Genomic DNA, 12,239 nt, shown 5'->3' on the forward strand with positions numbered 1-12,239 from the left:
CCAAACCGAACCCCATGAATGAACTGGAATATCAAACGACCAAAGCCGTCGCACGCTGCATCGCTCAAGCTGAAGCCTACTTTCAGTGCGCTTTTCCTCTGCCCGACGTTCTGTTCAATCAACGCGGAAAAACCGCAGGAACCGCGCGGCTACAGACATGGCAACTTCGCTTTAATCCTGTACTGCTCAGAGAGAACTCACAGGCATTTTTTGAAGAAGTCGTCCCTCATGAAGTCAGTCATTTGGTGGTGTACGCCAAATTCGGTCGCGTCAAACCCCACGGCAAAGAATGGCAAGCGGTGATGCAGCAAGTGTTCGGTGTCGCCCCAAAAACCACACACAGCTTTGATGTGTCTTCCGTACAAGGTAAAACCTTTACCTATCAATGTGGTTGCGACCAAATCAGTCTTTCTATTCGCCGCCACAACAAAGTGCAGCGTCAACAAGTGCAGTATTTTTGCCGTCGCTGTAAGCAACGCTTAGCTTGGTCACAGGTTGCGTAACAAACTCATCTCATATTGATAACTCATTCAATTAGCACCATTTTAATGAGAACCCACTCGTAATAATCTGCAATAATTAGGTTACTCACTCTCAACACGATAATTCCAATCAATGATAAAAAACATGATGCTGATTTCGGCATTGCTGCTGGCCCCGCTAGCCGCGGCGGCTGAGCATCCCCAATCGTTCTCAAAAGCAAAGCGCATCGCGCAGAAAATCTATCTGGATGCACCTACCTCTTTTTATTGTGGCTGTGACATTGAGTGGCAAGGGAAAAAAGGGGTACCCGATTTAAACAGCTGTGGCTATCAGGTACGCAAACAGGAAAAACGTGCCAGTCGAATTGAATGGGAGCACGTGGTGCCTGCGTGGCAATTTGGCCACCAGCGTCAATGCTGGCAAGACGGCGGACGCAAAAATTGCGGAAAAACGGATGTGACCTTTCGCCTGATGGAAGCCGATCTACACAACCTTGTTCCTGCTATTGGCGAAGTGAATGGTGACCGCTCGAACTTCCGTTTTTCACAATGGAACGGCGACAAAGGCGCATTCTATGGTCAATGCCAAATGAAAGTCGACTTCAAACAACGCGTTGCAGAGCCCCCGGCACAAAGCCGCGGCGCCGTTGCTCGTACCTATAAATATATGAACCAGAAATACGATTTCCGCTTGGCCTCAGCACAAAGAAAACTCATGGATGCGTGGGACAAAACCTATGCTGTTTCTGAGTGGGAATGCGAACGCGACCGTCGTATCGCGCGTGAGCAAGGAAACCACAACCCATTTGTGAAATCATCTTGCGAGAAAGAAGGTCTTTAGCCCTGTATCTTGACCATCTATATATACAGAATACAGGGCGTATCGAGATGGCTTGGGTATAGCGCAACAGCGGCAGCGTGATACACTCAGCGCATTATTAACAAGAAAACGACCATCATGCGTATCCCTAGAATTTTCCATCCTGAATGTCTGCCTGACAGTGGTAGTGTGTCTCTCAGTGAGGACGCCGCCAACCATGTCGGACGCGTATTGCGAATGCAAACTGGGCAGGAAATCCTGCTGTTCGATGGCAGCGGTGCTGAATTTCCCGCAGTAATTGCACAAACCAGCAAGAAGTCAGTTGCTGTTGATGTGGTTGAGCGTGTTGAACGCAGCATCGAGTCACCACTGGATTTACACCTTGGTCAGGTGATAAGCCGCGGCGATAAAATGGAATTCACCATTCAGAAATCGGTTGAACTGGGTGTGAATGTGATTACGCCGCTCATTTCAGAACGTTGTGGCGTCAAACTCAATGCTGAGCGTTTTGATAAAAAACTGCAGCAGTGGCAGAAAATCGCTATTGCCGCCTGTGAGCAAAGTGGTCGTAATATCGTGCCAGAAATTCGCCCAGTCATGGCGCTGGAAGAATGGACCACAGAAGAATTTGACGGGCTGAAACTGAACCTTCATCCTCGTGCGAAATACTCGATCAATACACTGCCAGAGCCTGTACAGCGCGTTCGTTTGCTGATTGGCCCTGAAGGTGGGTTGTCAGCAGAAGAAATTGAAAAAACGCGGGAATTTGGTTTTGAAGAAACCTTATTGGGACCGCGCGTGCTGCGCACAGAAACCGCAGCATTAACGGCGATCACCGCCCTTCAAGTTCGCTTCGGCGATCTCGGTTAATTAAGGACAGTACATGATCAAACTGGGCGTAGTGATGGACCCAATCGAGTCCATCAATATCAAAAAAGATTCTTCCTTTGCCATGATGCTAGAAGCACAAAATCGTGGCTGGGAAATTCACTACATGCAGATGCACGACTTGTCTCTAGAGCAAGGAAAAGCACTGGCACGTACAAAAATCGTGACGCTGGAAGAAAACCCAGAGAAATGGTTTGAAGTAGTGAGCGAGCAAGAGATCGCACTGGCCGATCTTGATGCCGTTTTGATGCGTAAAGATCCGCCGTTTGATACTGAATATATATACGCAACTTACATTCTTGAGCGCGCAGAAGTGGAAGGTTGCCTAATCGTCAACAAACCGCAAAGCCTGCGTGATTGTAACGAGAAACTATTCACTGCATGGTTCCCTGAGCACACGCCGATCACTTTGGTGACGCGTCGTGCTGATCAGATCAAAGCGTTTCATGAAAAGCACGGCGACATCATTCTCAAGCCACTAGACGGCATGGGTGGTTCGTCAATTTTCCGTGTGAAGCAAGGCGATCCTAACCTGTCAGTGATCATCGAAACCCTGACGAGCCTTGGCAATACCTACTGCATGGCGCAAACCTTTGTACCCGATATCAGTAACGGCGATAAACGCATTCTGGTGGTCGATGGTGAGCCAATGCCTTACTGCTTGGCACGTATCCCTGCCAAAGGCGAAACCCGCGGTAATCTGGCTGCTGGTGGTCGCGGTGAAGCGCGCCCTCTGAGCGATACGGATTGGGCCATCGCGCGCGCGGTTGCACCGACCCTAAAAGAAAAAGGCTTGGTGTTTGTTGGTTTGGATATTATCGGTGACAAACTGACTGAAATTAACGTGACCAGCCCAACCTGCATCAGAGAGATCGAAGCCGCCTTTGATATCAATATCAGCGGGAAATTGATGGATGCGATTGAAGCGCGTCTTCAAAAATAATCCGCACACAGCCCCGTGCAGTTTCTACGGCACAGGGCTGACTTTCTCTCGCTTAGCACTCATACTCAAACAAATACCGTTGCGCCGACGCACCTCAGCCGTGGAAGGGCATTATGAACTTTAAAAACCATTTCCTCGTAGCAATGCCTAGCATGGAAGATGACCGCTTCAAGCACAGTGTTATCTACATGTGTGAGCACAATGAAGATGGTGCAATGGGGCTAGTGATCAACCAGCCCATCAACATCTCAGTCGCCAACATGCTGGATCAAATCGAGGTGGAGCGTGAACACCATCTCACCCACCCACTCAGCCTAGATCAACCTGTCTTGTTTGGTGGGCCAGTGTCGGAAGATCGCGGATTTGTTCTGCACAAAAACAGGCAAGAGTTCGGCTCTAGTATTCAACTGTCTGATTCACTGACTGTCACCACATCGAAAGATATTCTCAGTATCTTGGGCACCAACGATGAACCCGAACAATTCATTGTCGCACTGGGTTATTCCGGCTGGGACGCAGGGCAACTCGAACAAGAGTTGGCCGCAAACAGTTGGCTCACCATCGAAGCTGATCCTGCGGTTATTTTCGATACCCCCATCAATGAGCGTTGGGAAAAAGCGCTCAATCAACTGGGCATCAGTGCACTGAATCTATCGTCCGATATCGGACACGCATAAGAGACATCCAATGAGTAACATTCAAACTGTGCTGGGCTTTGATTACGGCACAAAAAGTATTGGCATCGCTATTGGCCAAACCATTACTGGTACAGCCCAACCGCTTAAGGCACTGAAAGCAAAAGATGGCATTCCAAGTTGGGACGCGATTGAAGCTATCTTAAAAGAGTGGAAGCCTGATTTGGTGGTCGTGGGGTTACCCCTTGATTTGCAAGGAGGCGAACTGGAAAGCATTACGCCTCGTGCACGCAAATTTGCTAATCGCTTAAAAGGACGTTTTGGTGTCAATGTCGAGCTACATGACGAACGCCTAACCACCACAGAAGCACGCTCTTCGCTATTTGAACATGGCGGCTATCGCGCACTGGGCAAGGGAAATATCGACTGCCAATCAGCGGTGATCATTGTCGAAAGCTGGTTTGAAAATCAGTACGGCGAGTAACGAAAGCAGCAAAATCAGTAACAAGCACTTCAGCGTCACAGCACGCTGAAGCCTACCTCAGGCAAGGCTTCGAGTGTCGGTCTGGCAAAGAAATAGCCTTGAAAGAGATCAATACCAAACGCTCTCAAGCAATCAAGCTCTCCTTGCGTTTCAACCCCTTCAGCAAGCACGTCACACCCCAACTCATGCAACATTTTCACCGTGTTGTGAACAATGACTTGTCGCGACAAGCTCGCATCAATATCGCGTATCAGCCCCATATCGAGTTTCACGATATTCGGAGTAAGATCTGCCAGCAAATTGAGCCCCGCGTAACCCGCCCCGAAATCATCCAGTGCCACGGAAAACCCTTGCTTTTGATAGTAATCAAAGATGACTTTGAGGTGATTGTTGTCGAGCACCTTCTCCACTTCGGTCACTTCAAACATGATATTTTCAATCGGGAAGCCGACGCGTTTGGCTTCTTGCAATGTAGTGCGAATACAACGCTCAGGCTGATACACGGCGTTGGGAAGAAAGTTAATGCTGAGTTTTTTCGTCAAGCCCAATTCGGCAGCAAGTGAAATGGCTTTCACACGGCAGGATTGATCGAAGAGGTAGCGATTATCGCCATTGACCTGTTGAATAATGGAATAGGCTGACTCACCGTTGACCCCGCGAACTAATGCTTCATAACCAAAAACAGTGCTATTTTTCACATCGACAATGGGCTGAAATGCCATGGTAAATTCAAAGCCAAGCGTCTTTCCCGTCATGCATTGTTCACAACGAGCGGTTTTGTTTTCATCCATGCTAGCGCCAAAGTAGAAGTAAAAAGACAGTGTAAAAAGTATAGGCACTGTCTTTAATTTCAGCTAGTTATGGCGGGGCAGCATGCCTCAAGTTGAAACGACAAGAACATCGCAAATTAGTTGTGCATTTTCTCGATGGTCACATCGGCAAGCGATAGTACACTGGAAGACTGCTCTGCCATTTTCATCATCAACTTCAATTCATTACGAGAATCTGCATGATGCAGTGCTTCGTCCTGAGAAATCTTACCGTCTTTAAACAAAGCAAATAAAGATTGGTCAAATGTACACATCCCTGCATTTTCGCCTTTGCTGATACTGGCTTTAAGCTCATGCAATTCGCCACGGCGGATCAGATCTGACACGTGTGAAGTATTAAGCAATAATTCGTAAGCACCATGACGACCTACACCGCTAATGTCGGGCACCAACTGCTGAGCTAAGACACCACGTAGGTTAAGCGACAAATCAAATAAGAACTGCTCTCTGCGCTCCTTCGGCACCAAGTGCAACACGCGCTCAAGTGCCTGATTGGCATTGTTGGCATGAAGGGTGGCGATACACAGATGACCTGTCTCCGCAAACTGCATGGCATATTCCATGGTCTCTCGCGTTCTAATTTCACCAATCATAATCATGTCTGGCGCCTGACGTAGCGAGTTTTTCAATGCCACTTCATAGCTTTCAGTATCAATGCCTATCTCGCGCTGGGTCACGATGCACTTTTTATGAGGATGGATAAACTCTATCGGATCTTCCACCGTCAGAATATGACCACTGCGATGTGTATTTCGAAACCCTAGCATGGCCGCCATCGACGTCGATTTCCCCGACCCTGTGGCGCCCACTATCAACACTAACCCGCGCTTCGCAATCGAGAGATCTTGAATCACATCCGGTAAACCCAGCGTTTGGATCTCTGGGATCTTCGTTTCAATACGTCGAATCACCATGCCTGGCAAATCTCGCTGCCAGAATGCACTGACACGAAAACGGCCCGACTCGGTGACCAAAGCAAAATTGGCTTCGCGTTCTTCCATGAACTTTTTATGCGTATCAGTATCCATGGCTTTTGATATCAAGGCCTTCACACCTTCAACATCTAACGTCTCACCGCTGGGCGTTAAGCTGCCATCAACACGCAGCATACAAGGCGCACCCACGGTGATATAGCAATCTGATGCACGTTGAGTGAGCATGGCGTCAAGCAATTGAAAAAGTGGTGTTTGGTCCGCCATCACTAAAAACCTGTCCCTGAACTATCTAATGCTTTGTTGGCTTCATTGCTATCAATCACACCCTGCATCATCAGGTTGCGCAGTGATTGCTCCATGGTTTGCATGCCCATGCCTGAGCCGGTTTGGATCATCGAATACATCTGCGCCACTTTGTCTTCACGAATCAGGTTTCGAATCGCAGGTGTTGCAATCATCACTTCATGGGCTGCCACTCGCCCGCCAGTAACCTGCTTAATCAGTTTTTGTGACACCACGGCGCGTAGCGATTCAGACAACATAGAGCGCACCATCGGCTTATCGGCACCGGGGAACACATCAATAATCCGGTCAATGGTTTTCGCAGCACTGGAGGTGTGCAAGGTGCCAAACACCAAATGACCCGTTTCAGCGGCAGTTAGCGCAAGGCTAATGGTTTCTTTATCACGCAACTCACCCACCAAAATAACATCAGGGTCTTCACGCAGTGCCGAACGAAGGGCGTTATTAAATGAGTGCGTATCACGGTGAACTTCACGCTGGTTAACCAAGCAGTTTTTCTGCTCATGAACAAATTCAATCGGGTCTTCAATCGTCAGCACATGGCGGTGTTGCTCGCGGTTAATCTTGTCCACCATCGCAGCCAACGTGGTGGATTTACCGGAACCTGTAGGCCCCGTGACCAGCACTAAGCCTTTTTGATAATTAACAAACTGCTCAAAAACCGAAGGTGCATTGATCGCTTCTAGCGTTGGGATCTTTGAGGGAATATTTCGAAATACCGCTGCGCAGCCGCGTGATTGGTGAAATGCATTAACACGAAAACGGCCAACAGATGCCAGTTCAAACGAGAAATCCACTTCAAGGTTTTGCTCAAACTCTCGCTGTTGAGCGTCGTTCATAATATCGAAAATGAGGCGGTGAACATCATTGTGTTCAAGGGCAGGTAAGCTAAGCTTTCGGACATCACCATCAACGCGGACCATTGGTGGAACACCCGCAGAAAGATGTAGATCTGAGGCATTATGTTTTACACTAAAGTCCAATAATTCAGTAATATCCATTAATCAGTTTCCTCGCAGAATTAGCCATGTGTAGTATCAAACAAAACCTAGAGCAGGTCACCCGCCAAATAGACAATGCCGCACAAAAATGCGGGAGAGACGCCTCTGGCGTGCAATTGTTGGCGGTAAGCAAAACCAAACCCATAGAAGCTATCGCACAAGCGATAGAGGCAGGTCATCGTCAGTTTGGCGAGAACTATGTGCAAGAAGGGGTGGATAAAATCCGTCACTTTCGCCCACTTCATCCGGATTTGGAATGGCATTTCATTGGCCCGATCCAATCCAACAAAACACGCTTAATTGCCGAGTATTTTGATTGGGTGCATTCCGTTGATCGCAGCAAGGTCGCACGCAGACTCAGTGAGCAACGCCCCGATGACATGCCGCCCTTGCACGTGCTTATCCAAATCAACACCAGCGGTGAAGCGTCCAAATCAGGCACTGGCTTTGACGATGTGAAAGCGCTAGCAAATGAAATCGATCAACTGCCCCGTCTTATCCTTCGCGGCCTAATGTGCATTCCTCAGCCAGAAAGTGATCACGATGCCCAAATGGTCGCCTTTGCGCCATTAATGGCATTGTTTGAAGAGATGAAAGCAACGCGACCAGACTTTGATACCCTCTCGATGGGAATGAGTGGCGACATGGACGCAGCCATTGCATCAGGAAGCACCATGGTTCGCATCGGCACCGCGCTATTTGGCGCACGTGATTACAGCAATCGTGGTGATTGAATTGTCAACGCCATACAAATACAGCCGGGAAGCCCACAAGCGCTTGCCAGACAAAAGGAATACATTTGATGGAACAACGCACTATTGCCTTTATTGGCGCGGGCAACATGGCTCGCTCAATCATTGCGGGTTTAATTCAATCAGGCTATCCCTCCTCACTGCTGACAGCCGTTAACCGCACGCCAGAGAAAAGCGCCGCCTTTCGCGATAGCTTCGGCATCAATGCCAATGAAGATGCCATTGCCAGTGCAAAGCAAGCGGATGTCGTGGTGCTGGGCGTGAAACCGCAAGGCATGGAAGAATTGCTGGCGAGCATGACGGAGATTGATTGGAGCAAAAAACTGGCTATTTCTATCGCCGCAGGGATCTCGGTGGCACGCTTGTCTGACATGGCAGGCACCCCCTTGAACTTGGTTCGTGTGATGCCAAACACACCTTCGTTGGTTGGGGAAGGTATGAGTGGGCTTTATGCTCCAGAATCAGTAACAGATTCGGATCGTCAGTTTGCTGGCGACCTGCTTCAAGCCGTCGGCAAAATCTGCTGGGTCAGCGAAGAATCAGGTATCAATGCTATTATTGCTGCCGCGGGCAGTGCACCTGCCTATTTCTTCTTGTTCATGGAAGCCATGCAGGCAGAGGCAGAGCGCCAAGGCTTTGATAAACAAACCGCACGCGCGTTGGTACAGCAGTCCGCGCTTGGTGCAGCTAAAATGGTGGTTGCCAACCCAGATATTGAACTGGCAACCTTAAGAGAACAGGTAACGTCAAAAGGCGGCACCACCGCTCAGGCACTGAGCGTATTTAATAACAATCAACTTTCAGAGACAGTTTCAGAGGCTATGCAAGCGGCTGTTCGTCGTGCTGAAGAAATGGAATCGCTATTTTAGGGCTAATTTATGAACTCAATGAACTTCCTCGTTTCAACACTGTTTGACCTCTACATTATGGTGGTGTTGCTCCGAGTTTGGCTGCAATGGTCACGCGCCGATTTTTACAACCCATTCAGCCAGTTTGTCGTTAAAGCGACGCAACCTGTGGTTGCTCCGTTGCGCCGAATGATTCCATCGATTGGTAACTTTGATTTGGCCACGGTACTGTTTGCCTATGTCTTGTGTGTCGCCAAGTTCTTCGCTCTGCAAATGATCGGTTCAGGCGGCGTACCATCGTTTGACTTCACCTACCTGGTGATTGGTTTGATTGCCTTGGTGAAAGCCGCTGGCGGTTTGCTGTTTTGGGTATTGATCCTCCGTGCCATCCTGAGCTGGGTCAGCCAAGGTCAAAGCCCAATCGAATTTGTCATGATCCAACTGACTGAGCCACTAGTGGCTCCTATTCGTCGTGTATTACCCTCTATGGGCGGTTTAGACTTGAGTGTGCTGGTATTGTTTATCGTGCTGCAGTTTTTGAACTTCTTCATTGGCGATCTACTTAGCCCTTACTTCGGTAATCTTTGGTTCGTCCTATAATCAATGAGTCCCACACGCACTGCATGGCTGGATAACGACGATCTCATCCTGAGATTGTATATCCAGCCTAAAGCCAGCCGCGATCAATGGATGGGCATACATGGTGAGGAAATTAAACTCGCCATTACTGCCCCTCCAGTTGATGGTAAAGCAAATGCCCACCTAGCGAAATTTCTCGCCAAACAATTCAAAGTCGCCAAAGGACATATCGACATTGAAAAGGGTGAGCTGGGTAGACATAAGCAAGTTAGGGTAAAAAATCCGGTCATCTACCCTGAGGCCATCAGTGATCTGATCGCCTCCTTCAAGCAGTAAATAGGTAAGCGCGCAGCTTCATGAACACACCGTGCGCTTGCATCATCAGACAAGGAACACTGTCATGAAAACGCTCCTCCTTTCCCTGATCAGCGCCGCGTTGATGTTAATGTCGCCGCTGGGTCACGCAGAACAAGCTAAAGATATTGGATCGTTGGAAGTGCATTATTCTGCACTCAACGCCAACTTCATTCCGCCAGCTGTTGCGAAGACTTATGGCATCAAGCGCAGCAGTACCAATGCATTGATCAACATTGCGATTTTAGACAAGAGCAAAGCGGGTAAGCCGGCACTCACAGCCAACATTACTGGCGATGCCCGTAACCTGCTCGGCACAACGAAGCCACTGACATTTCGAGAAGTGCGCGAAGGGGATGCCATTTATTATCTGGCTGAGTTTCGCTTTGCCAACGAAGAGAACGTGACCTTCAACATTGATATCAATGCCGCAGGAAATCGAAGTGGCAAACTGACCTTCCAGCAAACCTTTTACGACAACTAAATAAGGGGACTTGTGGACTCGTCTTGCTGATATCGAAAGATGACACCACGCGGCATTCCGGTATTATGGCGTCCATTCGTGGCGCCATTTTTTATCGGCGACCACCCAAGAGGAGACAAAGATGAAGAAAGTGGTTCTGGCGACAGGTAACGCAGGCAAAGTGAGAGAAATGGCCGATTTGCTGCAAGATTTTGGTCTGGATGTCATGGCGCAAAGCGAGTTCGCCGTGGTTGATGCCGAAGAAACCGGCACCACCTTTATCGAAAATGCCATCATCAAAGCCCGTCACGCAGCAAAAGAAACCGGCTTGCCCGCAATCGCTGACGACTCAGGTTTGGAAGTGGATTATTTGAATGGCGCACCCGGCGTATACAGCGCACGTTATGCGGGTGAAGGCAAAGGCGACCAAGCCAATCTAGAAAAGCTACTAGAATGCATGGCTGATGCACCAGATGATCAACGTTCTGCTCGCTTTCATTGTGTACTGGTTTACATGCGTCACGCGAACGACCCAACACCACTGGTGTGTCATGGTGTATTCGAAGGCACAATCGCCCGCGAAGCATCCGGTTCACACGGCTTTGGCTACGACCCGATTTTCTACGTGAAAGAACACGGTTGCACCTTGGCAAACCTTGAACCAGCAGTGAAAAAACAAATCTCGCACCGTGGTCAGGCGCTCAAGAAACTGTTCGCCGCAATGCGTGAAGAGAAGAAGTAATTCATCATGGCTGTTCAAATCCCATTAAGTCTTTACGTGCATATCCCTTGGTGTGTGCAGAAATGCCCTTACTGCGATTTCAACTCGCACACCCTCAAAGGTGAGATCCCAGAGCAAGATTACATCTCTGCTTTGCTGGACGATCTGCACAAAGACTTGGTTCGTTTTGATGGCGTCAGCGGTCGTCATCTGCACTCGATCTTCATTGGCGGTGGTACACCGAGCTTAATGTCACCCCAAGAGATCTCACGTCTTTTAAACGGTATCGACGCACTGATCCCGTTCAAAGAAGACATTGAGATCACCATGGAGGCCAACCCCGGCACCGTGGAAGCAGACAAGTTCATTGCTTACCAGAGCGTTGGCGTTAACCGTATCTCGATCGGCGTTCAGAGCTTTGACAATGCCAAGCTTGCACGCTTGGGTCGAATTCATGGCTCAGAAGAAGCCAAGCGTGCGGCCAAGCTAGCGCATGAGGCAGGATTGAACAGCTTTAACTTAGATTTGATGCACGGGTTGCCCGACCAAACCTTGCAAAGCGCCTTGAGCGATCTCAAGCAAGCGATTGAGCTCGACCCGCCGCACCTGTCTTGGTATCAGCTCACCATTGAACCCAATACTCAGTACTATTCGAAACCGCCCGTTTTGCCTGACGATGACGACCTGTGGGACATCTTCGAGCAAGGCCATCAGCTGCTTACTGATGCAGGTTATGTGCAGTACGAGACTTCGGGTTACAGCAAGCCGGGTTATCAGTGTCAGCACAATCTTAACTACTGGCGTTTTGGTGACTATTTGGGCATTGGTTGTGGGGCGCATGGCAAAATTACCTCTAGCACCAATACCATACAGCGCACAGTAAAAGTGAAACACCCGCGCGGATATCTCGATACTGAGAAAGAATACCTCAGCGAATTGCATATAGTGGAAGCTGATGAAATGCCGTTTGAGTTTTTCATGAACAGATTCCGCTTGGTTGAGCCCTGCCCAAAAGCAGACTTCTTTGCTCGCACAGGCTTATCACTGGATGTGATTGCGACACCCATTGAAAAAGCCATCGAACAAGGGCTGCTAAGCGAAACCGACACCCACTGGCAAGTGACAGCCAAAGGCCGCCTGTTCCTGAACGATCTTCTTTCCGTCTTCATCAACGAGTAAAGGCAGCACGAACGCTGCCTTG

At 49.0% G+C, this 12,239-nt stretch carries 16 protein-coding genes; 13 read left to right on the forward strand and 3 right to left on the reverse strand.

Annotated features, from left to right (window positions below):
• Positions 1 to 14: 14 nt before the first annotated feature.
• The 6 genes from AB8599_RS13275 to ruvX all read left to right on the forward strand — a co-directional run bounded on the left by AB8599_RS13275 (position 15) and on the right by ruvX (position 4,252).
• Positions 15 to 503, forward strand: coding sequence for a SprT family zinc-dependent metalloprotease (locus tag AB8599_RS13275; protein WP_407331372.1), 489 nt, complete (start codon positions 15 to 17; stop codon positions 501 to 503).
• A gap of 124 nt (positions 504 to 627) precedes the next feature.
• Positions 628 to 1,323: a deoxyribonuclease I gene (endA, locus tag AB8599_RS13280; protein ID WP_407331373.1), complete on the forward strand. Its 696-nt coding sequence runs from the start codon at positions 628 to 630 to the stop codon at positions 1,321 to 1,323.
• A gap of 117 nt (positions 1,324 to 1,440) precedes the next feature.
• A complete protein-coding gene (rsmE, locus tag AB8599_RS13285; RefSeq protein ID WP_407331374.1) occupies positions 1,441 to 2,172 on the forward strand; it encodes a 16S rRNA (uracil(1498)-N(3))-methyltransferase in 732 nt (243 codons plus the stop codon).
• A 13-nt stretch (positions 2,173 to 2,185) separates the two neighbouring features.
• A complete protein-coding gene (gene gshB / locus AB8599_RS13290; RefSeq protein ID WP_407331375.1) occupies positions 2,186 to 3,133 on the forward strand; it encodes a glutathione synthase in 948 nt (315 codons plus the stop codon).
• A gap of 113 nt (positions 3,134 to 3,246) precedes the next feature.
• Positions 3,247 to 3,810 carry a YqgE/AlgH family protein gene (locus AB8599_RS13295; RefSeq protein WP_407331376.1) on the forward strand — a complete coding sequence of 188 codons (564 nt, stop codon included), beginning with the start codon at positions 3,247 to 3,249 and terminating at the stop codon, positions 3,808 to 3,810.
• 10 nt (positions 3,811 to 3,820) lie between these two features.
• Entirely contained in the window at positions 3,821 to 4,252 is a 432-nt protein-coding gene (gene ruvX, locus AB8599_RS13300; protein WP_407331377.1) for a Holliday junction resolvase RuvX, read from the forward strand.
• A gap of 35 nt (positions 4,253 to 4,287) precedes the next feature.
• Here the strand turns inward: ruvX and AB8599_RS13305 are convergent, their stop codons facing one another.
• The 3 genes from AB8599_RS13305 to AB8599_RS13315 form a co-directional block, all read right to left on the reverse strand.
• Positions 4,288 to 5,043, reverse strand: coding sequence for an EAL domain-containing protein (locus tag AB8599_RS13305; RefSeq protein WP_407331378.1), 756 nt, complete (start codon positions 5,041 to 5,043; stop codon positions 4,288 to 4,290).
• A 116-nt stretch (positions 5,044 to 5,159) separates the two neighbouring features.
• A complete protein-coding gene (locus tag AB8599_RS13310; protein ID WP_407331379.1) occupies positions 5,160 to 6,281 on the reverse strand; it encodes a PilT/PilU family type 4a pilus ATPase in 1,122 nt (373 codons plus the stop codon).
• Positions 6,282 to 6,283: 2 nt separating this feature from the next.
• Complete coding sequence (locus tag AB8599_RS13315; RefSeq protein ID WP_407331380.1) at positions 6,284 to 7,321, reverse strand: type IV pilus twitching motility protein PilT; 1,038 nt, start codon at positions 7,319 to 7,321, stop codon at positions 6,284 to 6,286.
• Between the two features lie 26 nt (positions 7,322 to 7,347).
• On the opposite strand from AB8599_RS13315, the gene AB8599_RS13320 reads away from it, so the two are divergent.
• From AB8599_RS13320 to hemW, 7 genes are all read left to right on the forward strand, one after another.
• Positions 7,348 to 8,055, forward strand: coding sequence for a YggS family pyridoxal phosphate-dependent enzyme (locus AB8599_RS13320; protein WP_407331381.1), 708 nt, complete (start codon positions 7,348 to 7,350; stop codon positions 8,053 to 8,055).
• A 68-nt stretch (positions 8,056 to 8,123) separates the two neighbouring features.
• Positions 8,124 to 8,942 (forward strand): pyrroline-5-carboxylate reductase, encoded by an 819-nt coding sequence (gene proC, locus AB8599_RS13325; protein ID WP_407331382.1) that lies wholly within the window; start codon positions 8,124 to 8,126, stop codon positions 8,940 to 8,942.
• A gap of 9 nt (positions 8,943 to 8,951) precedes the next feature.
• Positions 8,952 to 9,521, forward strand: a complete 570-nt coding sequence (locus tag AB8599_RS13330) for a YggT family protein (protein WP_407331383.1) — start codon at positions 8,952 to 8,954, stop codon at positions 9,519 to 9,521.
• 3 nt (positions 9,522 to 9,524) lie between these two features.
• Entirely contained in the window at positions 9,525 to 9,836 is a 312-nt protein-coding gene (yggU, locus tag AB8599_RS13335; protein ID WP_407331384.1) for a DUF167 family protein YggU, read from the forward strand.
• Positions 9,837 to 9,900: 64 nt separating this feature from the next.
• Positions 9,901 to 10,338, forward strand: a complete 438-nt coding sequence (locus AB8599_RS13340; RefSeq protein WP_407331385.1) for a DUF4426 domain-containing protein — start codon at positions 9,901 to 9,903, stop codon at positions 10,336 to 10,338.
• A gap of 121 nt (positions 10,339 to 10,459) precedes the next feature.
• Complete coding sequence (locus tag AB8599_RS13345) at positions 10,460 to 11,059, forward strand: XTP/dITP diphosphatase (RefSeq protein ID WP_407331386.1); 600 nt, start codon at positions 10,460 to 10,462, stop codon at positions 11,057 to 11,059.
• Between the two features lie 6 nt (positions 11,060 to 11,065).
• On the forward strand, positions 11,066 to 12,217 hold the full coding sequence (gene hemW, locus AB8599_RS13350; protein ID WP_407331387.1) for a radical SAM family heme chaperone HemW: 1,152 nt from the start codon (positions 11,066 to 11,068) through the stop codon (positions 12,215 to 12,217).
• Positions 12,218 to 12,239 lie beyond the last annotated feature (22 nt).

This window comes from Enterovibrio litoreus, from assembly GCF_045679545.1.
In the GTDB taxonomy this organism is placed as follows: Bacteria; Pseudomonadota; Gammaproteobacteria; order Enterobacterales; family Vibrionaceae; genus Enterovibrio.

What these genes read in the sequence shown, in the direction of transcription:
- ruvX (WP_407331377.1), top strand. Translation starts at nt 3,821, where the DNA reads ATGAGTAACATTCAAACTGTGCTGGGCTTTGATTACGGCACAAAAAGT.
- AB8599_RS13340 (WP_407331385.1), top strand. Translation starts at nt 9,901, where the DNA reads ATGAAAACGCTCCTCCTTTCCCTGATCAGCGCCGCGTTGATGTTAATG.
- AB8599_RS13295 (WP_407331376.1), top strand. Translation starts at nt 3,247, where the DNA reads ATGAACTTTAAAAACCATTTCCTCGTAGCAATGCCTAGCATGGAAGAT.
- AB8599_RS13320 (WP_407331381.1), top strand. Translation starts at nt 7,348, where the DNA reads ATGTGTAGTATCAAACAAAACCTAGAGCAGGTCACCCGCCAAATAGAC.
- yggU (WP_407331384.1), top strand. Translation starts at nt 9,525, where the DNA reads ATGAGTCCCACACGCACTGCATGGCTGGATAACGACGATCTCATCCTG.
- endA (WP_407331373.1), top strand. Translation starts at nt 628, where the DNA reads ATGATGCTGATTTCGGCATTGCTGCTGGCCCCGCTAGCCGCGGCGGCT.
- proC (WP_407331382.1), top strand. Translation starts at nt 8,124, where the DNA reads ATGGAACAACGCACTATTGCCTTTATTGGCGCGGGCAACATGGCTCGC.
- AB8599_RS13305 (WP_407331378.1), bottom strand. Translation starts at nt 5,043, where the DNA reads ATGGATGAAAACAAAACCGCTCGTTGTGAACAATGCATGACGGGAAAG.
- AB8599_RS13275 (WP_407331372.1), top strand. Translation starts at nt 15, where the DNA reads ATGAATGAACTGGAATATCAAACGACCAAAGCCGTCGCACGCTGCATC.
- AB8599_RS13330 (WP_407331383.1), top strand. Translation starts at nt 8,952, where the DNA reads ATGAACTCAATGAACTTCCTCGTTTCAACACTGTTTGACCTCTACATT.
- AB8599_RS13315 (WP_407331380.1), bottom strand. Translation starts at nt 7,321, where the DNA reads ATGGATATTACTGAATTATTGGACTTTAGTGTAAAACATAATGCCTCA.
- AB8599_RS13310 (WP_407331379.1), bottom strand. Translation starts at nt 6,281, where the DNA reads ATGGCGGACCAAACACCACTTTTTCAATTGCTTGACGCCATGCTCACT.
- AB8599_RS13345 (WP_407331386.1), top strand. Translation starts at nt 10,460, where the DNA reads ATGAAGAAAGTGGTTCTGGCGACAGGTAACGCAGGCAAAGTGAGAGAA.
- rsmE (WP_407331374.1), top strand. Translation starts at nt 1,441, where the DNA reads ATGCGTATCCCTAGAATTTTCCATCCTGAATGTCTGCCTGACAGTGGT.
- gshB (WP_407331375.1), top strand. Translation starts at nt 2,186, where the DNA reads ATGATCAAACTGGGCGTAGTGATGGACCCAATCGAGTCCATCAATATC.
- hemW (WP_407331387.1), top strand. Translation starts at nt 11,066, where the DNA reads ATGGCTGTTCAAATCCCATTAAGTCTTTACGTGCATATCCCTTGGTGT.